This window comes from Streptomyces rectiviolaceus (assembly GCF_039533825.1).
GTDB classification, from domain to species: domain Bacteria; phylum Actinomycetota; class Actinomycetes; order Streptomycetales; family Streptomycetaceae; genus Streptomyces; species Streptomyces rectiviolaceus.
On record NZ_BAAAUG010000073.1, the window covers coordinates 1 to 22,915 of the forward strand.

Annotated in this window: 23 protein-coding genes; 10 read left to right on the plus strand and 13 right to left on the minus strand. The window is 69.4% G+C overall.

What is annotated here, in order from left to right:
- Nucleotides 1-234: 234 nt before the first annotated feature.
- The 3 genes from ABD378_RS20935 to ABD378_RS20945 all read right to left on the minus strand — a co-directional run bounded on the left by ABD378_RS20935 (nucleotide 235) and on the right by ABD378_RS20945 (nucleotide 3,242).
- Nucleotides 235-927, minus strand: coding sequence for a class I SAM-dependent methyltransferase (locus ABD378_RS20935; RefSeq protein ID WP_344522461.1), 693 nt, complete (start codon nucleotides 925-927; stop codon nucleotides 235-237).
- Between the two features lie 127 nt (nucleotides 928-1,054).
- Entirely contained in the window at nucleotides 1,055-1,741 is a 687-nt protein-coding gene (fomD, locus tag ABD378_RS20940) for a cytidylyl-2-hydroxypropylphosphonate hydrolase (protein WP_344522462.1), read from the minus strand.
- A gap of 88 nt (nucleotides 1,742-1,829) precedes the next feature.
- Nucleotides 1,830-3,242 carry a class II fumarate hydratase gene (locus tag ABD378_RS20945; RefSeq protein ID WP_344522463.1) on the minus strand — a complete coding sequence of 471 codons (1,413 nt, stop codon included), beginning with the start codon at nucleotides 3,240-3,242 and terminating at the stop codon, nucleotides 1,830-1,832.
- Nucleotides 3,243-3,364: 122 nt separating this feature from the next.
- Here ABD378_RS20945 and ABD378_RS20950 point away from each other — a divergent pair, with 122 nt between their 5' ends.
- Nucleotides 3,365-4,900, plus strand: a complete 1,536-nt coding sequence (locus ABD378_RS20950) for a ricin-type beta-trefoil lectin domain protein (RefSeq protein ID WP_344522464.1) — start codon at nucleotides 3,365-3,367, stop codon at nucleotides 4,898-4,900.
- A 71-nt stretch (nucleotides 4,901-4,971) separates the two neighbouring features.
- On the opposite strand, the gene ABD378_RS20955 is transcribed toward ABD378_RS20950, so the two are convergent.
- The gene (locus ABD378_RS20955; protein WP_344522499.1) at nucleotides 4,972-6,648 is read right to left on the minus strand and encodes a fumarate hydratase; all 1,677 of its coding nucleotides are present in this window, start codon (nucleotides 6,646-6,648) and stop codon (nucleotides 4,972-4,974) included.
- 192 nt (nucleotides 6,649-6,840) lie between these two features.
- Here ABD378_RS20955 and ABD378_RS20960 point away from each other — a divergent pair, with 192 nt between their 5' ends.
- Nucleotides 6,841-7,521, plus strand: coding sequence for a DUF1707 SHOCT-like domain-containing protein (locus ABD378_RS20960; protein WP_344522465.1), 681 nt, complete (start codon nucleotides 6,841-6,843; stop codon nucleotides 7,519-7,521).
- Between the two features lie 126 nt (nucleotides 7,522-7,647).
- A complete protein-coding gene (locus tag ABD378_RS20965; protein ID WP_344522466.1) occupies nucleotides 7,648-8,028 on the plus strand; it encodes a WhiB family transcriptional regulator in 381 nt (126 codons plus the stop codon).
- Nucleotides 8,029-8,089: 61 nt separating this feature from the next.
- Here the strand turns inward: ABD378_RS20965 and glpX are convergent, their stop codons facing one another.
- Nucleotides 8,090-9,121 (minus strand): class II fructose-bisphosphatase, encoded by a 1,032-nt coding sequence (gene glpX / locus ABD378_RS20970; RefSeq protein WP_344522467.1) that lies wholly within the window; start codon nucleotides 9,119-9,121, stop codon nucleotides 8,090-8,092.
- 174 nt (nucleotides 9,122-9,295) lie between these two features.
- On the opposite strand from glpX, the gene ABD378_RS20975 reads away from it, so the two are divergent.
- Nucleotides 9,296-9,814, plus strand: a complete 519-nt coding sequence (locus ABD378_RS20975) for a DUF4245 domain-containing protein (RefSeq protein WP_344522468.1) — start codon at nucleotides 9,296-9,298, stop codon at nucleotides 9,812-9,814.
- Nucleotides 9,815-9,938: 124 nt separating this feature from the next.
- On the opposite strand, the gene ABD378_RS20980 is transcribed toward ABD378_RS20975, so the two are convergent.
- From ABD378_RS20980 to ABD378_RS20995, 4 genes are all read right to left on the minus strand, one after another.
- Nucleotides 9,939-10,529 carry a malonic semialdehyde reductase gene (locus ABD378_RS20980; RefSeq protein ID WP_344522469.1) on the minus strand — a complete coding sequence of 197 codons (591 nt, stop codon included), beginning with the start codon at nucleotides 10,527-10,529 and terminating at the stop codon, nucleotides 9,939-9,941.
- A 174-nt stretch (nucleotides 10,530-10,703) separates the two neighbouring features.
- Nucleotides 10,704-10,973, minus strand: a complete 270-nt coding sequence (locus ABD378_RS20985; protein ID WP_344522470.1) for an exodeoxyribonuclease VII small subunit — start codon at nucleotides 10,971-10,973, stop codon at nucleotides 10,704-10,706.
- A gap of 10 nt (nucleotides 10,974-10,983) precedes the next feature.
- Complete coding sequence (gene xseA, locus ABD378_RS20990; RefSeq protein WP_344522471.1) at nucleotides 10,984-12,237, minus strand: exodeoxyribonuclease VII large subunit; 1,254 nt, start codon at nucleotides 12,235-12,237, stop codon at nucleotides 10,984-10,986.
- 282 nt (nucleotides 12,238-12,519) lie between these two features.
- Nucleotides 12,520-13,911 carry an APC family permease gene (locus tag ABD378_RS20995; protein ID WP_344522472.1) on the minus strand — a complete coding sequence of 464 codons (1,392 nt, stop codon included), beginning with the start codon at nucleotides 13,909-13,911 and terminating at the stop codon, nucleotides 12,520-12,522.
- A gap of 85 nt (nucleotides 13,912-13,996) precedes the next feature.
- Between ABD378_RS20995 and ABD378_RS21000 the strand changes: the two genes are divergently transcribed.
- Nucleotides 13,997-14,980 carry a 4-hydroxy-3-methylbut-2-enyl diphosphate reductase gene (locus ABD378_RS21000; protein WP_344522473.1) on the plus strand — a complete coding sequence of 328 codons (984 nt, stop codon included), beginning with the start codon at nucleotides 13,997-13,999 and terminating at the stop codon, nucleotides 14,978-14,980.
- Nucleotides 14,981-15,015: 35 nt separating this feature from the next.
- Nucleotides 15,016-15,759 carry a polyphosphate--glucose phosphotransferase gene (gene ppgK / locus ABD378_RS21005; RefSeq protein WP_344522474.1) on the plus strand — a complete coding sequence of 248 codons (744 nt, stop codon included), beginning with the start codon at nucleotides 15,016-15,018 and terminating at the stop codon, nucleotides 15,757-15,759.
- 24 nt (nucleotides 15,760-15,783) lie between these two features.
- Here ppgK and ABD378_RS21010 read toward each other — a convergent pair whose 3' ends face one another.
- Nucleotides 15,784-16,407, minus strand: a complete 624-nt coding sequence (locus ABD378_RS21010) for a DUF6542 domain-containing protein (protein WP_344522475.1) — start codon at nucleotides 16,405-16,407, stop codon at nucleotides 15,784-15,786.
- A gap of 197 nt (nucleotides 16,408-16,604) precedes the next feature.
- Between ABD378_RS21010 and ychF the strand changes: the two genes are divergently transcribed.
- Nucleotides 16,605-17,693 (plus strand): redox-regulated ATPase YchF, encoded by a 1,089-nt coding sequence (gene ychF / locus ABD378_RS21015; RefSeq protein WP_344522476.1) that lies wholly within the window; start codon nucleotides 16,605-16,607, stop codon nucleotides 17,691-17,693.
- A 145-nt stretch (nucleotides 17,694-17,838) separates the two neighbouring features.
- Here ychF and ABD378_RS21020 read toward each other — a convergent pair whose 3' ends face one another.
- On the minus strand, nucleotides 17,839-18,762 hold the full coding sequence (locus tag ABD378_RS21020; protein WP_344522477.1) for a ScbA/BarX family gamma-butyrolactone biosynthesis protein: 924 nt from the start codon (nucleotides 18,760-18,762) through the stop codon (nucleotides 17,839-17,841).
- A 123-nt stretch (nucleotides 18,763-18,885) separates the two neighbouring features.
- On the opposite strand from ABD378_RS21020, the gene ABD378_RS21025 reads away from it, so the two are divergent.
- The 3 genes from ABD378_RS21025 to ABD378_RS21035 are packed head-to-tail and all read left to right on the plus strand — an operon-like array spanning nucleotide 18,886 to nucleotide 21,178.
- Nucleotides 18,886-19,515, plus strand: a complete 630-nt coding sequence (locus ABD378_RS21025) for a ScbR family autoregulator-binding transcription factor (protein ID WP_344522500.1) — start codon at nucleotides 18,886-18,888, stop codon at nucleotides 19,513-19,515.
- The gene (locus tag ABD378_RS21030; protein WP_344522478.1) at nucleotides 19,512-20,384 is read left to right on the plus strand and encodes an NAD(P)H-binding protein; all 873 of its coding nucleotides are present in this window, start codon (nucleotides 19,512-19,514) and stop codon (nucleotides 20,382-20,384) included. Before ABD378_RS21025 ends, ABD378_RS21030 begins: the two co-directional genes overlap by 4 nt.
- Nucleotides 20,385-20,407: 23 nt before the next feature.
- The gene (locus ABD378_RS21035) at nucleotides 20,408-21,178 is read left to right on the plus strand and encodes an SDR family NAD(P)-dependent oxidoreductase (RefSeq protein WP_344522479.1); all 771 of its coding nucleotides are present in this window, start codon (nucleotides 20,408-20,410) and stop codon (nucleotides 21,176-21,178) included.
- Between the two features lie 33 nt (nucleotides 21,179-21,211).
- On the opposite strand, the gene ABD378_RS21040 is transcribed toward ABD378_RS21035, so the two are convergent.
- Together ABD378_RS21040 and ABD378_RS21045 are read right to left on the minus strand one after the other, a co-directional pair.
- On the minus strand, nucleotides 21,212-21,841 hold the full coding sequence (locus ABD378_RS21040; RefSeq protein ID WP_344522480.1) for a TetR family transcriptional regulator: 630 nt from the start codon (nucleotides 21,839-21,841) through the stop codon (nucleotides 21,212-21,214).
- A gap of 239 nt (nucleotides 21,842-22,080) precedes the next feature.
- Entirely contained in the window at nucleotides 22,081-22,863 is a 783-nt protein-coding gene (locus tag ABD378_RS21045) for an SDR family oxidoreductase (protein WP_344522501.1), read from the minus strand.
- Nucleotides 22,864-22,915: the final 52 nt, after the last annotated feature.

Here is a 22,915-nt window from a genome sequence, read left to right on the forward strand (position 1 = left end):
TCGCTCGGGCTCGCGGTGGCGTCGCCCGTACGGGCCTGGGCCTGTGCGGGTAAAGCGGCCGCGCCCGGGGTGTCCCGCGCCTTCCGGGCACGCGCCTGCGCCCCGCGGGGATCCGCGGGGGCGGCGGGCCGGGCAGCTCGGGGCTGTCGGCCCTCGTCGGGGATGGAGTGCTCCGTCACGCGTTTCGAATCCGTCCGTCCGGGGCTGCGCCTTGGTGTCCGGTGGCTACTTTGGTCAGCCGCGTCGGCAGTGCAGGAAGAGCTGGTGCTCGGGTGGTACTTCGGTACTCGCCGGGGCGTAGGAGTACGTGTCCTCATCGATGATGTCGAAGCCCGCGTCACGTACGACCTGCCGCAGTTCGCCCCGCAGGTAACCGGATACCCGGATTGTGTGCCCCAGGAACGGAATTCCCGCGTCATCCAGGTCGGCCTCGACCATGGAGAGCGCGAGCAGACCACCGGGGCGCAGCAGTCCGTGCAGCAGCCGCAGAGCGTACGGGATCTCGTCGCGCGGCAGCATCAGAAGCGCGAAGAAAGCGGCGATCCCGTCGAACTGCCCCACGCCGTCCGGTCCTTCGGCCCGCAGCGCCGCCACGTCGAGCTGCCGGAACTCGGCGTTCTGCGCGGGCACGTTCTTCCTGGCGAGATCGAGCATGCCGGAGGAGAGATCGATGCCGAGGACCGAGTGCCCGGCGTCGGCGAGCTGACGGGCGGTCGGAAGCCCGGTGCCGCACCCCAGGTCGAGAACCCGCGACCCGGGGGCCAGCGCGTCGGCGAGCCTGCGCCCGGCGGCCAGCTGGCCGTCCTTGTGCGGGAAGGCGTCGTCGTAGTGCTGACCGATGGCGTCGAAGGCCTCGGCCTGCCCCGTCCGGTCGGGCAGCGTGCCGGATGGCCCGCCGTACCTGTCGAACTCGCTCGCCTCGCTCACGTTCTGCCGCCCTTCGATGACATCCTGTCAGGCAACGCGCAAGCTCAGGGAGTTGCGGCTGAGTTGCTGCTGTGCGCCCTTGCGGAGGACGATCCTACGTTTGAACCATGGGGGCGCATCAAGGGTCTCATGACGTCACATGCGTGGGAGTGCGGTCCCAGTCATCCGGAAGGGGTGGAATCGTCCAGTCCGGATCGGGGCGCCAGTGTTGCCAGTTGTCCGAAAAGGGCGGTCCCCAGGAGCGGATCACATCGACGGCCGCGTACCCGGCGGCCCGCACTTCCTGCGCTTTTCCGGCTCCCATCAGACCGGCGCGCTGAGCCTGGGCGAACTCGTCCTCGTCGTGCCACTGCCAAGTCCGGTCAGGCCGCACAGAGATGTCCAGAAAGTGATCCTCGGAATCGATGCCTCCGGCCCAACGGGCGCGCGGCTCCTCAAGATTCACGTACCAGTTCTTGAACCGCCATCCCGGGTCCCAGAACAACCACACCGACCACGGCTCGGCGGGCCGTGCCAACTTCAGCACGCCGGTACCGAACCAGCGGTCCCTGCGGACGGCGCGGGGCTTGGTGTAACGGGTGGCGAGGGGCTCATGGTGAACCGGCGTCCCGTCGGCGAGCACGGGCTTGACGCACTCGGTCCCGGGGGCCATCCACACGGCGAGCAGTTCTTCGGTGTCCCGCACGACCGTGACGGGCCGGCAGATGTGGATCCGATTCCCGGCGTTCTCCTTGTACCGCCACAGCACATGGGAGCCGGGGGCCCAGCGTGCTGCTTCGCTGCTCGTCGTTGGCGGCGTGGTGAGGTCTGTCATGCGGAGATATTAGTAGGCGCCCGGACAGGCTCCTCAGAACCTGTCCGGGCGTAAAGGGAAATGCTCCGCGAACGTTTCCGCGGCCGGGCTACGGCCGCGTCATCCGCAGCACGTCCAGTGCCTCGTCCAACTGCGTCAGCGAGAGCTCGCCCCGCTCGACGTACCCGCCTTCGAGTACGACCTCGCGGATGGTCTTCCGTTCGGCCAGCGACTTCTTGGCGACCTTCGCCGCCTCCTCGTATCCGATGTACTTGTTCAGCGGAGTGACGACAGAAGGCGAGGACTCGGCGTACTCGCGGGCCCGTTCGACATTCGCGGTGATTCCGTCCACCGTCGTGTCGGCGAGCAGCCGCGACACATTGGCGAGGAGCCGCACGGACTCCAGGACGTTCTTGGCGATGACCGGCAGCATCACGTTCAGCTCGAAATTGCCGGCGGCCCCGGCCGCGGCGACCGTCGCGTCATTGCCGGTGACTTGCGCGGCGACCATCAAGACCGCCTCCGGGACGACCGGATTCACCTTTCCCGGCATGATCGATGAGCCGGGCTGCAGATCGGGCAGGTTGATCTCGGCGAGACCGGTCCGTGGCCCTGAGGCCATCCAGCGCAGATCGTTGGCGATCTTCGTGAGGCCGACGCCGATCGTCCGCAACTGCCCGCTGGTCTCGACGATCCCGTCCCGCGCGCCCTGCGCCTCGAAGTGGTCCCTGGCCTCGGTCAGCGGAAGTCCCGTGGTCCGCGCCACCTCGTCGATCACGGCCGCCGAGAAGCCGGGCGGTGTGTTGATGCCGGTGCCCACCGCGGTGCCGCCGAGCGGCAGTTCGGCAAGGCGCGGCAGCGAGGCCCGGAGCCGCTCCACGCCGTAGCGCACCTGCGCCGCGTATCCGCCGAACTCCTGGCCGAGCGTCACGGGCGTCGCGTCCATCAGGTGCGTGCGCCCGGACTTCACCACGTCGGCGAACTCCGCGGACTTTCGCTCGAGCGCGGCTGCCAGATGGTCGAGCGCCGGGATGAGGTCCTGCGTCACGGCGCCCGTGGCCGCGATGTGGATCGAGGAGGGGAAGACGTCGTTCGAGGACTGGGAGGCGTTCACATGGTCGTTCGGGTGGACGTCGCGGCCGAGGCGCTCCGAGGCCAGCGTCGCGAGCACTTCGTTCGTGTTCATGTTGGACGACGTGCCCGACCCCGTCTGGAAGACGTCCACGGGGAAGTGCTCGTCCCAGCGTCCTTCGGCCACTTCGCCCGCCGCGTCCGCGATCGCCGCCGCGACGTCCTTGTCGAGCACCCCGAGGTCCGCGTTGACCTTCGCGGCGGCCGCCTTGATCCGGGCGAGCGCGGCGATGTGCGCGCGCTCAAGGCGCTGCCCGGAGATGGGGAAGTTCTCCACCGCCCGCTGCGTCTGCGCCCGCCACTTGGCGTGGGCGGGGACCCGTACCTCGCCCATGGAGTCGTGCTCGATCCGGTACTCACCGCTGTCGCTTGAGCTGGCGTCGCTGGTCATGCCTCGAACCTACCTCTCCGTCAGACCTCGCTGAAAAGTTGAGCACTTGTCTTGTTCTAGGTATTCCCAAGGCTCTTACTCACCAGTAAAAACCGTGGGTAACACCAAACCGGGGAGGCGCAATGAAGCGCATCAGACGCGACCGCCAGAGCAGGCTGCGATGTACGTTCGCGGCGGCCGTGGCGATGGCGGCAGTGCTGGGCACGGCAGCCGCCGTGCCGGCCCAGGCCGCCGAGGACAAGAACGGGGCGGCGCCGGCGTCCGCGCCCCTGCCGCCCGAACTGGAGAAGATCCGGGCGGACGAGGCCACCAAGCTCTACGGCGACCCGGCCGAGCGCCCGCTCGCCGACCGCAAGACCGGGCTCATCTCGCTCGGCGACAGCGAGATCTCGGGGGAGGGGGTCGGAACGTACGAACCCGGCACCGACGGCCCCGACAACTGGTGCCACCGCTCCCCGGACGCCGCCATCCACCGCACCGGCATCCCCGCGGACGTCACGTACAACGTGGCCTGCTCGGGAGCGCAGACCGTCAACATCAAGATCGGCGGCCAGAAGCAGTACGCCGACGAGCTGGTGCAGAGCGACAGTCTCGCCATCAAGGCGCGCAACACCAAGATCAAGACGATTCTGCTGGTCATCGGCGCCAACGACGACCTTCAGTTCGCCCCGGTGATGACGGACTGCGTGACGCGCTTTCTGCTCAGCCAGGGCGCCTGCGCGGGCAAGTACAACGACGGCTGGCAGGCGCGCGTGGACGCCCTCGTGCCCAAGGTCGAGCAGTCCATCCGCGACCTGAAGACCGTCATGAAGGACGCGGGATACGCGGGCGACGACTACAAGTTGGTCGCCATGGGCTACCCGAGCCCGATCGGCCCCGACTTCCGGGACAACCCCAAGTTCCCGGGCAAGCTGGCCTGCGGCGGTCTCGGCTACGACTCCGACACCGAGTGGGGCCGCAACTACGCCGTACCGACCTTCGAGACCGGCATGCGCAAGGCGGCGAAGAACGCGGGCGCGACCTACCTCGACAACTCCCGCCTCTTCCACGGCCATGAGGTCTGCATGGAGGACACCTGGGCGCGCGGTCTCTACGTGGACCTCTCCAACCCGTTCCCGCCGGACTCCAATTCGGTCCGCCAGTCCTTCCACCCCAACGCCCGCGGCCACGCGGCCTTCGCCTCCTGCCTGACGCAGCTCTACAACTCCGGCTGGAGCGAGGGCGGTTGCGCGGACCCGGCGAGCACGGGCAGCCCGAAGCTCTACCAGGGCGGGTGGGGCGACGCGTACAAGCCGCTGAAGAACCAGGGCACGGGGACGTGCGTGGACGTCGACGCGTCGAAGAGCCGTAACGGCACCAAGGTGCAGGGCTGGGACTGCACGGGCAACCGCAACCAGACGTGGTGGTACGACGCGGGGCAGCGGTCGCTGCACACGGGCCTGACCCAGGACCGCTGCCTCGACGTGCCGGGCACTGCTGCGGAAGGCACCGCCGTCACGCTGTGGAACTGCCATGGCGGCGCCAACCAGAAGTTCGTACGCGAGTCCGGGACCCTGCGTCCGGCCGCCGACAGCGGCCTCTGCCTGACCCTGGCGGGGGCCAAGGAGCCGCTGCGGCTCCAGAAGTGCACGGGGGCGGCGAACCAGCGGTTCGCCTGAGGTCTACGCCTGAGGTCTACGCCTGAGGTCTACGGAGGGGCCCTCTTCGCGAAGAGGGCCCCTCCGTAGAGCTACGCCAGTCCGGGCCCGCGCACCGGGATGGACGTGAACGTCGGCTCCGGGGCCGGGTTCTGGAAGAAGTCGTTGCCCTTGTCGTCGACGACGATGAAGGCCGGGAAGTCCTCGACCTCGATCTTCCAGACCGCCTCCATGCCGAGCTCCTCGTACTCGACGACCTCGACCTTCTTGATGCAGTCCTGCGCGAGGCGCGCGGCCGGGCCGCCGATCGAGCCGAGGTAGAAGCCGCCGTGCGCGTCGCACGCGTCGGTGACCTGTTTGGAGCGGTTGCCCTTGGCGAGCATGACCTTGGAGCCGCCCGCCGCCTGGAACTGCTCTACGTAGGAGTCCATCCGGCCGGCCGTGGTCGGGCCGAAGGAGCCGGACGCGTAACCCTCGGGGGTCTTCGCCGGGCCCGCGTAGTACACCGGGTGGTCCTTCAGGTACTGCGGCATCTCCTCGCCCGCGTCGAGCCGCTCCTTGATCTTGGCGTGCGCGATGTCGCGGGCCACGACCAGCGGGCCGGTGAGCGAGAGGCGGGTCTTCACCGGGTACTTGGTGAGCTCGGCGAGGATCGTGTCCATGGGCTGGTTCAGGTCGATCTTCACGACGTCGGAGGCCGCGTCGTCGTCGTTGAGGGCCTCGTCCGTGGTGTCGGGGAGGAAGCGCGCCGGGTCCGTCTCCAGCTGCTCGAGGAAGACGCCATCGGCGGTGATCTTCGCGGTGGCCTGGCGGTCGGCCGAGCAGGAGACGGCGATGGCGACGGGCAGCGAGGCGCCGTGGCGCGGCAGGCGCACCACGCGGACGTCGTGGCAGAAGTACTTGCCGCCGAACTGCGCGCCGATGCCGATCTTCTGCGTCAGCTCGAAGACCTTCTCCTCGAGCTCCTTGTCCCGGAAGCCGTGCCCGGTCGGGGAGCCTTCGGCGGGCAGCTCGTCCAGGTAGTGCGCGGAGGCGTACTTCGCGGTCTTCAGGGCGAACTCGGCGCTGGTGCCGCCGACGACGATCGCCAGGTGGTACGGCGGGCAGGCGGCCGTGCCGAGCGAGCGGATCTTCTCCTCCAGGAACTTCATCATGGAGGCCTCGTTCAGGACGGCCTTCGTCTCCTGGTAGAGGAACGACTTGTTGGCAGAGCCGCCGCCCTTGGCCATGAAGAGGAACTTGTAGGCGCCGCCGTCGGTCGCGTACAGCTCGATCTGGGCCGGGAGGTTGGAGCCGGTGTTCTTCTCCTCCCACATGTTCAGCGGGGCCATCTGCGAGTAGCGCAGGTTCAGCTTCGTGTACGCGTCGTAGATGCCGTGCGAGAGCGCCTTCTCGTCCTCACCTTCGGTGAGGACGTTCTGTCCGCGCTTGCCCATGACGATGGCCGTGCCGGTGTCCTGGCACATGGGGAGCACGCCCGCGGCCGCGATGTTCGCGTTCTTCAGCAGGTCGAGCGCCACGAACTTGTCGTTGCCCGACGCCTCCGGGTCGTCGACGATGCGCCGCAGCTGGGCCAGGTGCGCGGGCCGCAGATAGTGCTGGATGTCGTGGATCGCCTCGGCGGCGAGCGTGCGCAACGCCTCGGGATCGACCTTGAGGAACGTCCGCCCGTCGGCCTCGAAAGTGGAGACACCCTCGGAGGTCACCAGCCGGTACGGCGTGGTGTCCTCTCCCAGCGGGAGCAGATCGGAGTACTCAAACGCCGGGATGGGTGGGCGGGGGCTAACAGACATTACGGCCATTCCTCACTCGGCAGACAGCGGCGCGGCCTCCATTGGCGACGCGCCAACCAGCGTAGAACGCCACCGGACGGGCGGGCCTGTGAGGTAAGGCTCAGTAAGGCTCAGCGGGGCGGCTCAAGGGGTAGTCGCGATCTATCGCGTTTGGGTACGCTGAGTGGTGTGGACCTAGAGAAGCGCCCCCAGCAGACCAACCCGGAACCGCGGCCCGCAGGCCTGCGCGCGTCGGACGCCGACCGGGACCGCACGGCGGACATCCTCCGCGAGGCGCTCGCCGAGGGCCGGTTGACCGCCGAGGAGCACGGCGAGCGGATCGACGGGGTCTATCGCGCCAAGACCATGGGCGAACTGGAGCCGCTGGTCAGCGACTTGCCCGCGGCGGGCGGCGCGGCGCACGCGACAGTGACGCCCGAGCCCGCCCCCTCCCGGCCGTCGGACGGCGTGGTGCCCCCGGTCGCCGACGAGAACCTGGTCGCGGTCTTCAGCAGCTCCGTCCGCAAGGGCCGCTGGCGCGTGGGCCGCCGCACGCACGCGTACGCCATCTTCGGCAGCGTGGAGATCGACCTCAGCGAGGCGATCTTCGAGCAGCGCCAGGTCGTCATCAAGGCGATCTCCGTCTTCGGCAGCGTCGAGATCCGCGTCCCGGAGAATGTCTCGCTGCGGGGCAACGGCACCGGCGTGCTGGGCAACTTCGAGGTGGAGACGCTCGACTCGGCCGAGCGGGACGCCCCGGTCGTCTTCGTCGACGGCTTCGCGATCCTGGGCCACATCGAGGCGAAGCCCAAGCGGGGCAAACTCGTCCGGGACCTGCACAAGCAGTTGCGCAAACATCTCGGCCACTGAGGGGCGCATCCGGCCACTGACGGCGTGAACTTCCGTACATCGGAACTCAGTGCATAGGCGCATGCACAGCGGGTAGAGCTTGCTGCATCGTCTCTCGCTCGCGAAGCCGTCGTCAGGAGTAGACCCGTGCTGCAGCCGTCGCATCAGTCCCTGCAGGTCGCCGCTGTTCCGGCCCAGCGGGAACCAGTGCGCGATCGGAATCAGGACTCCCCATGGCACACCGAGGCGGTGTGCCGGCGAGACGAGGCCGGGCTGTTCTTCGCCCCGTCCAAGGAGCCGACCGCCTCACGCCTGTCCCGGGAGGAGGCCGCGAAGCGCGTCTGCGCCCGCTGTCCCGTGATGGTCGAGTGCAGGGAGCACGCCCTGCTCCAACCCGAGCCGTACGGCGTCTGGGGCGGCCTCACGGCCGCGGAGCGCCGCGTGGTGCTCGCCAGGCGGCGCCGGCGCGAGGTGGAGCTCAAGAAGGCCGCTCACACGACCACGGGCCCGATAGCCGCCGCCGGATAGCGGTCCGTATGTCCGCACGCCGAAGGGGGCGTCCCCCGCACGGGGCGCCCCCTCCGGTGTGCTACTTCGCGCGGTCGAAGTCGATGGCGCTGTAGGCGCGCAGCTTCGCGAGCCGGTGGTCCGAGTCGATCTTGCGGATCGTGCCCGACTTGGAGCGCATGACCAGGGACGAGGTCGAGGCCGTCTCCGCGGCGTAGCGCACGCCCTGGAGCAGTTCGCCGTCCGTGATGCCGGTCGCGACGAAGAAGACGTTGTCCCCGCGGACCAGGTCGGTCGTCGACAGCGTGCGGTCCAGGTCATGGCCCGCGTCGAGCGCGCGCTGGCGCTCCGCGTCGTCCTTCGGCCACAGCTTGCCCTGGATCACGCCGCCCAGGCACTTGATCGCGCAGGCCGAGATGATGCCTTCGGGGGTGCCGCCGATGCCCATGAGCATGTCGACGCCGGTGCCTTCGCGCACGGCCATGATCGATCCTGCGACGTCACCGTCCGAGATGAACTTGATGCGCGCGCCGGTCTCGCGGATCTCCTTGACGATGCCCTCGTGACGGGGGCGGTCGAGGATCATGACCGTGACGTCCTCGGGGGAACGGCCCTTGGCCCTGGCGACGCGGCGGATGTTGACGGATGCCGGGGCGTTGATGTCGACGTAGTCGGCGGCTTCCGGGCCCGTGACCAGCTTGTCCATGTAGAAGACCGCGGACGGGTCGAACATGGCTCCGCGGTCGGCGGCGGCGAGCACGGCGATGGCGTTCGGCATCCCCTTCGCGCAGAGGGTCGTGCCGTCGATCGGGTCGACGGCGATGTCGACCTCGGCACCGGTGCTGTCACCGATGCGCTCTCCGTTGAAGAGCATCGGGGCCTCGTCCTTCTCGCCCTCACCGATGACGACGATGCCGTTCATCGAGACGGTGGAGACGAGGGTGCGCATGGCCCTGACAGCGGCGCCGTCGGCGCCGATCTTGTCGCCGCGGCCGACCCAGCGGCCCGCGGCCATGGCGGCGGCCTCGGTGACCCGGACGAGCTCCAGGGCGAGGTTGCGGTCGGGAGCCTCGGGAGAGACTTCGAGCTCGGAGGGGAGATGATGCTCGGTCATCGGAGCGCACCTTTCTGCTGATACGACGACGGCCGGATGAGGGTGTGGCACGACTCTATCCGCAGGTCGACAAAATGAGCAGAGGGCCCCACGCATGAGCGGATCGGGCGCGCGGGTGACCGCTTGGGGAGTACCGGGGGAAGAGCCGTGTCCGGGGCCTGAGAACATGGGTGCGTGGCAGGCAGACAAGGCAAGCAGACCGTACGGAACATGCTGTGGTCGATGGCGGTGATCTCTCTCGTCGCCGGCGCGATCTACATCTTCATCCCGCACGACGACTCCAAGAGCCCCGTCAAGCGGGTCGACTACCGCGTGGAGCTGCTGACCGCGCGCCGGGCGGCGGCATATCCGGTGGTGGCCCCCGAGGGCCTGGCCAAGGCGTGGAAGCCGACGTCGGTGCGGTTCGACGGCGCCGCGGGCGACAGCTGGCACCTGGGTTTCCTCGACCCGTCCGGTGAGTACGTCGCGGTCAAGCAGTCCACGGCCAAGCCGGTCAAGTTCATCGAAGAGGCCACGCAGCGGGCCGTGCGGACGAAGGCCACCGAGAAGATCGGCGGCCAGACCTGGCACCGCTACGAGGGACAGACGTACGACGCCCTGGTGCGCGAGGACAAGGGCGCGACGACGGTGGTCGCGGGCACGGCGTCGTTCGGTCAGCTGACGGAGATGGCGCAGGCGCTGAAGACGTCCTGACGGCCCGTTCCTGACGGCTCGTTCCTGACATACGTACGAAGAGGGCCCCCGGCGGGTAAGCGCCGGGGGCCCTCTTCGTGTGCGGTTCTTTGCGGTTCTTGCTGCCTCTCTTGCTGCCTCGGCCTCAGACGGTCTCGACGACCTGGTCGATCTCGAGGCGCGGGGAGCGCGGGAACCAGGCGTTCTCGGCCGGCTTGCCGATGTTGACGACCATCAGCGGGGTGTGGTCGCCGTCCAGGAACTCCTTCTGGACGGCGGCGGCGTCGAAGCCGGTCATCGGGCCCGCGGCCAGGCCCGCGGCGCGCACGCCGATGATGAAGTAGGCGGCCTGCAGCGCGGCGTTGAGGTGCGCGGCACCTTCGCGGGCCGGGCGCTCGGAGAAGAACACGTCCTTGGCCTGCGGGAAGTGCGGGAACAGCGCCGGCAGCTCCTCGTGGAACTCGTTGTCCGCGGAGAGGATCGCGACGAGCGGGGCGGACGCGGTCTTCGGCTGGTTGCCCTCGGCCATGTGCTGGACCAGGCGCTCGCGGGCCTCGGGGGAGCGGACCAGCGTGATCCGCAGCGACGACAGGTTGAAGGCGGTCGGGCCGAACTTGACCAGGTCGTAGATCGCCTGCACCTGCTCGTCGGTGACCGGCTCATCGGTGAAGGAGTTCGCGGTGCGGGCCTCGCGGAAGAGCAGGTCCTGTGCGGCGGGGTCAAGGACGAGAGACATGGATCAACCTTCTCGGTGCGTTGCGTGCGTGGAGCGTGGAGCGTGGATCAGCTTGCGAGATCGACCGTACGACGTTGCGGTTTAAGTTTCAACCAAATCGCTCGCATGGTGATCCGCTTCACAACGCACCAGGTCAGGGCGGGTCGCCGTCCGGGGACCCGCCTCGTCCGCGCCTCAGGCGTCGTCGTCGCCTTCCGCGTCGCCGGCGTCGCCGGCGTCCCCGTCCTCCCCGGCGAGGGCCGCGTCCAGGCGTGCGCGGGCGCCGTCCAGCCAGCGGCGGCAGATCTTCGCCAGCTCCTCGCCGCGCTCCCACAGGGCGAGCGACTCCTCGAGCGTGGTGCCGCCCGTCTCCAGGCGGCGTACGACCTCGATGAGCTCGTCCCGCGCCTGCTCGTAGCCGAGTGCGTCCGCCGGGCTCGTGGCCTCGTCCGTCTTGCTGGTCATGTGCCCCACCCTAAATGTCGGTTCGTACGGCTTGTGCGGCATGCTCGGCCGGTGCGTCTTCCGTGGCTCGTACGGTGAACTCGCCCTCGGCGACCCGGGCCCGCAGCTCCTCGCCGGCGGTCACCTCTGCCGCGGCCCGCACCACGGCGCCGTCCGTCTTCTGCAGCACCGCGTACCCCCGCTGGAGCGTCGCGGCGGGGGAGAGGCCCACCACGCGCGCGTGGGTGTGCGTCAGCTCCGACTCCGCGCGGTCGAGGAGGTGTCCGAGCGTGCGGCGGCTGCGGTCGACGAGCGCCGAGACCTGCTCCTCGCGCTCCTCGATCATGCGGTGCGGATTCTCCATGGAGGGGCGGGCAAGCGCGTGCGCGAGACCGCGGTCCTCGCGGTCGAGGAAGGCGTCCATGCAGCGCCGGGCCCGGTCCCGCAGCCAGCGCACGCGCTCGTACTCCTCCCCGACGTCCGGCACGACCTTCTTGGCGGCGTCGGTCGGGGTGGAGGCGCGCAGGTCGGCCACGTAGTCGAGCAGGGGGTTGTCCGGCTCGTGCCCGATCGCGGAGACCACAGGCGTACGGCAGGAGGCGACGGCCCGCACGAGCTGCTCGTCCGAGAACGGCAGCAGATCCTCCACGCTGCCGCCGCCCCGCGCCACGATGATCACGTCCACGGCGTCGAGCGCGTCCAGGTCCTTCACGGCCTGCACGACCTGCGGCACGGCGTGCACGCCCTGGACGGGGACGTTGCGCACCTCGAAGCGGACGGCGGGCCAGCGGTGCCTGGCGTTCTCCAGGACGTCCCGCTCGGCGGCGGACGCGCGGCCGGTGACGAGCCCGATGAGCTGCGGCAGAAAAGGCAGCGCCTTCTTCCGATCAGCCGCGAAGAGCCCCTCCCCGGCGAGGCTCTTCTTCAACTGCTCGATCCGCGCGAGCAGTTCGCCCACGCCGACGGGCTTTATCTCGACGGCCCGCAGGGACAGCTGCCCCCGGGGTGCGTACCACTCGGGCTTGGCGTGGACGACGACTCGGGCGCCCTCGGAGACGACGTCCGCGACGGCGTCGAACACCTGGCGGTAGCAGGTGACGCTGACGGAGATGTCGTGCGAGGGGTCGCGCAGCGTCATGAAGACGACACCGGCGCCGGGCCTGCGGGACAGCTGGGTGATCTGCCCCTCGACCCACACGGCACCGAGCCGATCGATCCACCCACCGATGAGCCGCGACACCTCACCGACGGGCAGCGGGGCATCCGCAGACGTATTCAAAGCCATGCGCCGAGCGTATCGGCACCCTCTGACACGACCGGGTTCCCATTTCGGCGAGGGGCAGCGGACTGCCCGCCATCGCTCAGACGCTCAAGACTCCATCCCATCCCACTCCGCCTGCGCCTGCCTTGATCGTCCCTACGATGAGGATCGGACGCGGGGTGATCGGGTGGGCGGGCGGGAAACATCCGCCGCGAAGCGGCGGTCCAGGGCACCCGCCGGGCCAGCGGCCAGACGAAGCGGCGGTCCAGGCCACCCGCCGGGCCAGCGGCCAGACGAAGCGGCGGTCTAAGGCTCCCCACGTCGAGCCCGCTGGGCAAAGAGCACGACGAGCCCCACGGCCAACCAGATCGCCCCCACCACCTGCGCGGAACCCGCGGCCTCAACAATCACGGCAATGGTGATCGCCGCCCCCAGCACGGGGACCAAGAGGTGCCGCCACCAACTGACAGGCCCCCCACGCCGCTGAACCGCGAACCACCCCACCACGCTCGCGTGGAGCAACACGAACGCCGTCAAAGCCCCGACATTCACCACCGACACCAGGTGATCCATCCCGTCGTCCCGCCGAGCCGCCCACACCGCGGCCACCATCGTCACGACAGCCGCGCACAGCAACGCGAGCCGAGGCGTACCGGAATCCGTCTTCGACAGGGCCCCCGGCAGCCGCCGGTCACGCCCCATGGCGAAAAGGAGCCGCCCCGCAGCCGCCTGCCCGGCCAGCGCGGCGAACGCCGCACCGATCGCCTTGCTGACGGCCACCAGGTCATGGAGCCAGTCCCCGACCGCCGAGTCGACAGCATCGTAGAAAGCGGACCCCTGCTTGGCAGGCTCGGCGGCCAGCTGCGCCGACGACACCGGCTCCAGGAGCGCCACCAGATACGTCTGGGCGATGAACAGCACACCGGCGAGCGCCAGACAGAACAGCACCGCCCGCGCCACCTTCGCCGAGCCCCCCGTCACCTCCTCCGCGAACGAGGCGATCGCGTCGAAGCCCAGATACGAGAGCACAGCCACCGACACCGCCCCCACCACCGCGCCCAGCGCGAAGGCGCCCTGCGAGCCGTCCCCGCTCAGCGGCGAAAGCCAGTCCCGCTGCGCCCCGTCCTGCACCAGGACGACGATCGCCGACACCATGAAGACGAGGAGGACCACGATCTCCATGGCGAGCACGAGGAACCCGACCCGCGCCGCCGCCCGCACCCCCCACAGGTTCAGCGCGGTCGTCACCAGGACCGCGATAGCCGTCCACACCCACCGGGACACGGAAGGCACCAGGGCCTCCATCGCGATCCCGGAGAAGAGATAGGCGACGGCGGGGATGAGGAGATAGTCGAGCATCGCCATCCACCCGGCGATGAACCCGGGGCCGTTGCCGAGCCCCACGCGCGCGTAGGCGAAGACCGAGCCCGCCTGGGGGACCACCCTCACCATCTGGGCGTAGCTGAATGCGGTGAAGGCCATCGCGATCGTGGCGATGATGTAGACGAGCGCCACGGCGCCCTGCGACTTGGCGTCGAGCGTCCCGAAGACTCCCACCGGCGCCATCGGGGCGATGAACAGCAACCCGTAGACGACAAGATCACGGAAGCCGAGACTGCGCCGGAGGCCGTCGCCCTCGGCAGCGGTGCCGGGGTGGGCACCGGCCGTCGTGTCTGAGTTGTCGGAGTTACCGGACATCGTGCCTCCGTAAGTGAACGCAGGCCCCCAGTCTCCCCAACAAGCCGATCTTTGACGCGCTGGGCTCGGCCTTACGATGGTGGGTATGACTGCTTCGACTCCTGCCCGCCGAGTCCTGCTCGCCGCCCCCCGCGGCTACTGCGCGGGTGTGGACCGTGCCGTGATCGCCGTCGAGAAGGCCCTTGAGCAGTACGGGGCCCCGATCTATGTCCGCCACGAGATCGTTCACAACAAGTACGTGGTGCAGACCCTGGAGAAGAAGGGCGCCATTTTCGTCGACCAGACGGCAGAGGTCCCGGAGGGCTCCATCGTCATGTTCTCCGCGCACGGAGTGGCGCCCACGGTCCACGCGGAAGCCGCCGAGCGGAAACTCGCCACCATCGACGCGACGTGCCCCCTGGTCACGAAGGTCCACAAGGAAGCCGTCCGGTTCGCCAAGGACGACTTCGACATCCTCCTGATCGGCCACGAGGGCCACGAGGAAGTCATCGGTACGTCCGGTGAGGCCCCCGACCACATCACGCTGGTCGACGGCCCGGAGGACGTCGCGAACGTCGAGGTCCGCGACCCGGACAAGGTCGTCTGGCTCTCCCAGACCACTCTCTCGGTCGACGAGACCATGGAGACGGTCGACGCCCTCAAGACCAAGTTCCCCGGCCTGATCTCCCCTCCGAGCGACGACATCTGCTACGCCACGCAGAACCGCCAGATCGCGGTGAAGAAGCTGGCGGAGGACGCCGAGCTCGTCATCGTCGTCGGCTCCAAGAACTCGTCGAACTCGATCCGCATGGTCGAGGTCGCCCTCGACGCGGGCGCACCCGCGTCGCACCTGGTCGACGGCGCCGAGGAGATCGACGAGGCCTGGCTGGAGGGCGTGACCACGGTCGGCCTCACCTCGGGTGCCTCCGTTCCCGACGTCCTGGTGGAAGGCGTCATCGAGTGGCTCGCCGAGCGGGGCTACGGAGACGTGGAGACGGTGAAGACGGCCGACGAGTCGATCACCTTCTCGCTCCCGAAGGAGCTCCGCCGTGACCTGCGCGCGGAGGCCGCGGAGCTGTCACAGAAGTAACGCGGAGGCCAGGTGCTGGCCGTATCGTCGGTCTCATGCAGATCTTCGGTGTGGACATCGGCGGATCCGGGATCAAGGGCGCTCCCGTTGACCTGGACCGCGGAGACCTGGCACAAGAGCGGCACAAAGTACTGACACCGCATCCGGCCACGCCCGACGGCGTGGCCGACAAGGTGCGTGAGGTCGTCGAGCACTTCGGCTGGACGGGCCCCATCGGCGCCACGTTCCCCGGCGTGATCACCGGCGGCACCGCACGCACGGCGGCCAACGTGGACAAGAGCTGGATCGGCACGGATATCCAGAGCCTGGTCGCGGACCGGCTCGGCGGCGCCCCCGTCACCGTCCTGAACGACGCGGACGCGGCGGGCGTCGCCGAGATGCACTTCGGCGCGGGACGCGGCCGCACGGGCACGGTCATCCTGCTCACCCTCGGCACCGGCATCGGAAGCGCCCTCTTCACCGGTGGCCGCCTCGTCCCGAACACCGAGCTCGGCCACCTGGAGCTGCACGGACACGACGCGGAGAAGCGTGCGTCGTCCAAGGCCAAGGAGGACGAGGACCTCACCTGGGAGCACTGGGCGCACCGCGTCCAGAAGTATCTGGCGCACGTGGAGATGCTCTTCTCGCCCGAGCTCTTCATCATCGGCGGCGGAGTGAGCCGCAAGTCCCACAAGTTCCTGCCGCTGATCGAGGGCATCAGGGCGGAGCTGGTCCCCGCGGAGCTGCAGAACAACGCGGGCATCGTGGGAGCGGCGATGGCGGCGGCGGAGAAGGAGTAGCTGGAGTAGCTCCCTCGCGCGTCCTCAGGTGGTGGGCATGCGCCGCTTGGGCCCCCGCGGCCCGGCAACGGCGGCAGCCTGCCGAGCCCGCCGCCGCTTCGCCATGAGCTTGATCCTGCGCACGGTCACGATTAGACCGGCGATCAGCGTCCCGCCGTACAGCCAGCCCGCATGCAGCGCGAGCGAGGTGATCAGCCCCATGAAGTGCCCGCTGAAACCGCCACTGCCGCCAGAGATGGGCACAAGGCCGACGGCGAAGGCGATCGGCACGGCCACCGGCGCGGTCACCAGGTCGGCGGGCCGCACCCAGAACGCGGTCAGCGCGCTCACGGGCAGGAAGAGCACGCCGTACGCGACCGCCGAACTGCCGAAGAGCAGCCACAGCAGACAGGCCAGCAGAAACATCGTCGCGGAACAGAACAGCCCGCTGCCGAGTCCCGTGAGACGCGGATTGGGCATCGCGCGCAGCCTGCGGTAGATCGGCAGCGCGCGCATTTTGCGTACGAAGGGCGGGACGGGGCGGCGGGGCCGGGACGCGGCGCGGTAGACCACCGCCGATGGGGCGGACCTGCTGCCCTGCGGGGGCAGGGGCGCGGTGCGTCGCGGCCGGGCCGGAGGCTGAGGGGGACGCGTCCTTGATTGCTCCACCGGACCAACCTAGGTCGAGCCGTACCGATAATCCGGCATGGGACACGCGCTTTGGCCGACCTTGGCCAAGCGTTCGATACGAGAGCGATACGCCGACGAGGGCGGGGCCCGCACGCCGTAGACTGGGGGATCGCCCTACGGTCGCTCCGGCCCTCCGGGCCGTCCACCCACAGCCTCCACGTACGGGAAGTCGCAACGTGTCGCTCACGATCGGAATCGTCGGTCTGCCCAATGTCGGCAAGTCGACCCTGTTCAACGCCCTGACCAAGAACGACGTCCTTGCGGCCAACTACCCGTTCGCCACGATCGAGCCGAATGTCGGCGTGGTCGGCGTCCCGGACCCGCGCCTGACAAAACTGGCGGAAATCTTCAGCTCCCAGAAGATCCTCCCGGCGACGGTCGACTTCGTCGACATCGCGGGCATCGTGCGCGGCGCGAGCGAGGGCGAGGGCCTGGGCAACAAGTTCCTCGCGAACATCCGCGAGTCGGACGCGATCTGCCAGGTCATCCGCGCCTTCAAGGACGAGAACGTCGTGCACGTGGACGGCAAGGTCTCGCCCAAGGACGACATCGAGACGATCAACACCGAGCTGATCCTCGCCGACCTCCAGACGATCGAGAAGGTCCTCCCGCGCCTCCAGAAGGAATCGCGCATCAAGAAGGACGTGGCGCCCAAGGTGAAGGCGGTCGAGGAGGCCCAGGCGATCCTCGAGAAGGGCGACACCCTCTTCTCGGCGGGCATCGTCCAGGGCTCAGGCCGGGAGGAGCTCCTCCACGACCTCCACCTCCTCACCACGAAGCCCTTCCTCTACGTCTTCAACGTGGACGAGGACGAGCTGACGGACGACGAGTTCAAGGCCGAGCAGAGCGCCTTGGTCGCCCCCGCGGAGGCGATCTTCCTCAACGCCAAGCTGGAGTCGGAGCTCGTGGAGCTGGACGAGGACGAGGCCCTGGAGCTCCTCCAGTCGGTGGGCCAGGAAGAGCCCGGCCTGGCCACGCTCGCCCACGTAGGCTTCCGCACCCTCGGCCTCCAGACCTACCTCACGGCAGGCCCCAAGGAGTCCCGCGCCTGGACGATCCCGAAGGGCGCCACGGCCCCCGAGGCGGCCGGCGTCATCCACACCGACTTCCAGAAGGGCTTCATCAAGGCCGAGGTCATCTCCTTCGCGGACCTGGTCGAGACGGGCTCGGTCGCCGACGCGCGCGCGGCGGGCAAGGCGCGTATGGAGGGCAAGGAGTATGTGATGCAGGACGGGGACGTGGTGGAGTTCCGCTTCAACGTGTAGCGGCTACCGATCAGGCGCTCCCGTTGCCTCAGGTCTGAGCCGCCGGTTCGAGTCGGCGGCTCAGACGGGGCGGCTCAGACGGGGCGGCATGGTGGGCGGACCACCCGCGTGCTGTCCGTGCCGCCCGTCCGCGTTGCCCGCGCCGTCAGCGCGTCGGCTGAGCCTGGAGTGTCACCGTGCTGGAGAGCACGGGCAGTTCACCCTGGTGGGCGTTGACCTTGATGGACATGTGGCCCTCGCCGTCCTGCGTGAGGGGCTCCGTCGTGATCATGCAGGGCCGGTCGAACTCCACGTACCGGAAGAACGCCGTGTCGAAGGCGACCGGCACCACCGCGCGCGGCATCGCCGCGGCCTGGGCCGCCTGGGCGGCGGCCTCAAGCAGCACCATGCCGGGGATGTGGTCGTGCGGGTGGTCGAAGAGCACGCTGTGCGAGGTGTCCACGCGCAGCTGCCAGGTGTTCGGCTCGCTCGTGGGTGACAGGACAACATTGCGCGAGTCGCCGCGGCCGACGTGGGAGGCCGGCACGGGAGGGGTGAGCGGGATCGCCCGGGCGAAGGCGCTCGCGGCGTCCGCGTAGTTGCCGCGCAGCCGGTCGTAGATGGCCGGGGGATGGGTGGTGTACTCCAGCGAGGCGGTGCCCAGCGGCTTGCCCGCGCGGCTGGCCTCCACGTGGGACGCCAGCTGTACCGAGCCCAGTCGACGTCTCTTGACCTGGGTGTGGACGATGAGCAGCTCCACCTCGGCGGGGCCCGCGTCCGTGCCAAGCGCCTCGGCGTCGATGGTGGACCGTATCTGCTCCCAGCCCAGGCGGTGGTCGAGAGGGATGTCGTGCGCGGCATGCGTCAGCAGCGCGAGTGCCTGGCGCAGCGTCTCCGTCACCAGCAATGGACTGTAGCGGCCGCCTTCGGTGTAGAAGCTGTGCTGGTGCGGCCAGCGCGCGGTGACGACCTGGCACATCTCGGAGACCGGGCGCCAGCCGGTGACCAGGGCTTCGTCCTGGATGGACTTGCGCACCAGCTTCTTGGTGGCTGTCGAATCGGGCGCCGAGGTGGTGACGGTGAGTGCCATGACGAGTTCTCTCCCCTGAAACTGCGTGCTGAACTGAGGCATGGGGAAGTACTGCGTCTCCCCCCGCCTGCAGTAAGATAAAGAATAGTATTTTTCTTGTCGAAGCTGATCAGCGGGGTGCACATGGCGGTGCGAGCGGTGAAGCAGGAGAGGGCGGCGCGGACGCGGGCCGCCCTCATCCGGGCGGCGGCCGAGGTGTTCGGGGAGTACGGCTTCGCCGGCGCCAGCGTCGCGCGGATCGCGGAGAGGGCGGGGCTGACGCTTGGGGCGGTGTACTTCCACTTCAAGTCCAAGGAGGAACTCGCGCGCGAGATCGTCACGGCCCAGCCCGACCTCGTGGTGCCGCCGCAGGATTCGCAGGGCCTGCAGCACGCCATCGACACCACGCTGACCTGGGCGTACCAACTGCTCGAGAATCCCGTCCTGCAGGCCGGTGCCCGACTGGTGATGGACCAGGAGCACTTCGTGCCCAAGAGCGAGAACTCGCACCAGCAGTGGATGGGCATCCTCCTGCGGGACTTCCAGGACGCGCAGAAGCGGCGCGAGTTGAGGGCCGGGGTGGATGCCGAGGCGTATGCCCGCCTCATCGTCAGCGCCTGTACGGGAGCGCAGATGCACGCGCAGCTGGAGACCTCCCGCAGCGACCTGCCCGAGCGGGTCGAGGAAGCCTGGCAGTGCCTGCTGCCCGCGCTCGCGCCCCCCGGAATCGTCAAGAAGCTGCAGTTCGGCAAGGAGCGGGGAGTGGCGTCATGAAGCAGTGGGCGGGCGAAGGCCCGAAGATCGTGGTGACCGGTGCCACGGGTGCGGTGGGCCGGCATGTCGCCCGCGGCCTCGGGTCGCGGGGCGGCGCCCGGCTGTTGGTGCGGGACGCGGACAAGGCGGCCCGGATGGAGCTGCCCGGCGAGATCGTCACGGGTGACTACCAGGACCTCGCGCGTCTGGAGGAGGTGCTTGCGGGGGCCGACGCGGTCTTCGTGGTGACCGCCAACCCGCTGCGGCCCAAGGACGACGAGAACATCCTGCGGGCCGCATGGTCACAGGGGGTACGGCGAGCGGTGAAGCTGTCCTGGACGGCCGTGACGGACCCCGACGCCAACGACCTGATCGCGCGCTGGAACCGTGACAGCGAGGCGCTGCTGCGCGACTCGGGCCTTGACTGGACGGTTCTGCGCATGCGCTCGCCGATGAGCAACACGCTGTCCTGGGCGTCCTCGATCCGCAAGGAATCCATGGTCAGGAGCCCCGGGGGCGACGCTCGTACCGCGTGCGTCGATCCGCGCGACGTGGCCGATGTGGCCGTGCGGGCGCTCACCGAGCCCGGCCACGGGGGAGAGGCGTACGCGCTGACGGGCCCGCAGCCCCTGACGCCGCGGGAGCAGGCCGAGCAGCTGTCCGAGGTCCTCCGACGCCCCCTGGGATTCGAGGAACTGACGCCTGATCAGGCGCTGGCGCGGTGGCGCGAGCGGCTGCCCGAGCCTCTCGCGCAGGCCCTTCTGGAGGCGGCCGGGCGACGGGCCGCCGATGCATCGGCCGGCACCGAGGGCGACCTTGAGGCGCTGCTGGGGCGGCCGGCCACCACCTATCGGACGTGGGCCGCCGATCACGTCTCGAGTTTCGCGTGACCACAAGCCACAGGAGTAATGCCATGGACACGTCTCACGGGCCGCTTCAGGACAAGACCGTGATGATCACGGGAGCTTCCAGCGGCATCGGCGCCGCGGCGGCGCGGCTCTTCGCCGAACAGGGAGCGGCGGTGGGGCTCATGGCCCGCCGCGAGGACAGGCTGCGCGAGCTCGCCGATGACATCGAGGCCGCGGGCGGCCGGGCCCTGGTGACGGCGGGGGACGTGACCGAGCCGAAGGACGTCGAGCGGGCGGTCACCGCCCTGGTCGACGAGTTCGGGCGGCTGGACGCCGCGTACAACAACGCCGGCTGGGGTTCCATCGGCACGCCGATCCACGAGACGGACGACGCGGTGTTCCAGCAGATCATGGACGTGAACGTGCGGGGGGTGTGGAACTGCCTCAAGCACCAGATCCCGGTGATGCTGCGCCAGGGGAGCGGCTCGATCGTCAACACCTGCAGTACCGCGGGTGCGTTCGCGACTGGCGCCATCGCCCCCTACGTGGCGGCCAAGCACGCGGTGCTCGGACTGACGAAGGCCGCCGCCGCCGAGTACGGCGACCGCGGCATACGAGTCAACGCCCTGATGGTGGGTGCCACCCGCACCGAGCTGATGGAGACGGCCATGGAGCAGGTGCCGCAGCTGGAGCAGGCCGCGGTGGCCCGGGCCATCCAGCACCGTCTCGCCGACCCGCTGGAGGTGGCCAGGGCGGCCGCCTGGCTCTGCGGTGACCAGGCGTCCTTCATCACAGGAGCCGGAGTGCCCGTCGACGGGGGATGCAGCGCCGTGTGACCGGTCGCGCGGGTTGTTCGTGGCCGCCTTCGTTCAGGGTTCGTCGGCGGTGAGTGCGGCGATCGCCGCTTCGCCGTCGGCTCCCGCGGGCAACCTCACGTCGGGAAGGGCCTGCCGCCAGACGCGGGCGAGCATCGTGACGTTGCTGCCCGGCGCGTCGGGGTGGCAACGATGGCAGAGGGTCGCTTCCACCCCGCAGACCAGGTGCACCGCCATGTCCGTGATCGCGGTGCGATCCACGCCGGGCAGGCTCTCGGCCGGTGCCTCCCGCAGCCGCGCGCCGATCATCGGCGCCCACAGGCACTGCCAGGCGGGCTGCTCATCGGAACCCTCCCGGGCCAGGCGGGCGGCGGCCCGTACCGAGGGGTTGCGCTCCAGGAGTTCCACAAGGGCGAGCGTCAGTGACACCACGGACTGCAAGGGGCGTTCCTGGCGCGCGGCCACATGATCGACGAGTGCGCGGGTGGCGGCTTCGCCGTCTTCCCTGACGGCGGCGGCCAGTTCCCCCTTCGAGGCGAAGTGGAAGGTCAGCGCGCCCATCGAGATCTCCGCCGCTCGGGCTATCCGGGCGAGCGACGAACCGGAGTAGCCGAGCCGGTCGAACTCGCTCGCGGCCGCTCTCAACAGTGCGCGGCGAGTCCGGCCCGCCCTTTCCTGCTTCACTGTGACCCTTCCTGGAAGGTGTGCTCGTCCTGCCTGTGCCGTTGCCCTGGACGGGCAGGCCCGTGGGGTGGCGGTGACGCCGCAGCGGAGGAAAACATAGAAATCGCTATTATTCTAGCCTGGTGGCAGGGCGGATCCAAGCGGGGGTGGGCGCGCGCCATCACTGACAGAGGCCACGTCCGTGGACGTGGCCTCTGTCAGTGATCGGTCTATCTGGGCTGCTGTTCAGGTTCTGCCTGTCACAGCGCCTTGATCGCGCCGCCGTCGATGACGTGGTCGACGCCCGTGATGCTGCCCGCGACGTCGGAGAGCAGGAACACGATCAGGGCCGCGACCTCGTCGGCCTCGATGATGCGGCCCGTGGTGAGGCCGAAGGTCTCCGGAATGCCCTGGAGGAACGAGGCGTGCTCGCTGCCGGCTTCGGCGGCGACCTGGTGGCCGTAGCCGTCGGGGGCCTCCCAGATGGAGGTGCGGACCACGCCCGGAGAAACGGTGTTGATCCGTACGCCCTGAGGGCCGAACTCCTCGGCCATGGCCTTCCCCGTCGCGGTGAGCGCCGCCTTGGCCGCGCTGTAGGCGACCGGGCTGCCGCCGGGCTGCCGGGCGGAGACGGACGAGACGTTGACCATCGCACCGCGGCGCTCGATCAGGCTGGGCAGCGCGGCCCGGCTGGCCCGCACGGTGCTGAGCAGGTTCAAGTCCATGTTGCGCAGCCACTGCGCGTCGTCGGTGTCGAGGAAACCGGCGGCGCGGAGGTCGTCGCCGGCCCCGACGTTGTTCACCAGCAGATCGATGCCGCCCAGCTCCGCGAGGGCGCCGGTCATGAGCGTGGTGACGCCTTCGGCCGTGCTCAGGTCGGCCGACACCGTGAGCGCCCCGGTCTCCTTCAGCTCGGGCGTGATGGTGCGCGCGGCACCCACGACGCGGACGCCCTCCGTGACGAGCCTTCGGACGGTGGCGAGGCCGATGCCGCGGCTGGCGCCGGTGACTACTGCCGTCTTGGACGTGAGGTTGAGGTTCATGGTGCTCCGGTTCTCGGACGTCGGGTGAGCGGTGGCGGACATGGGCCTTGGT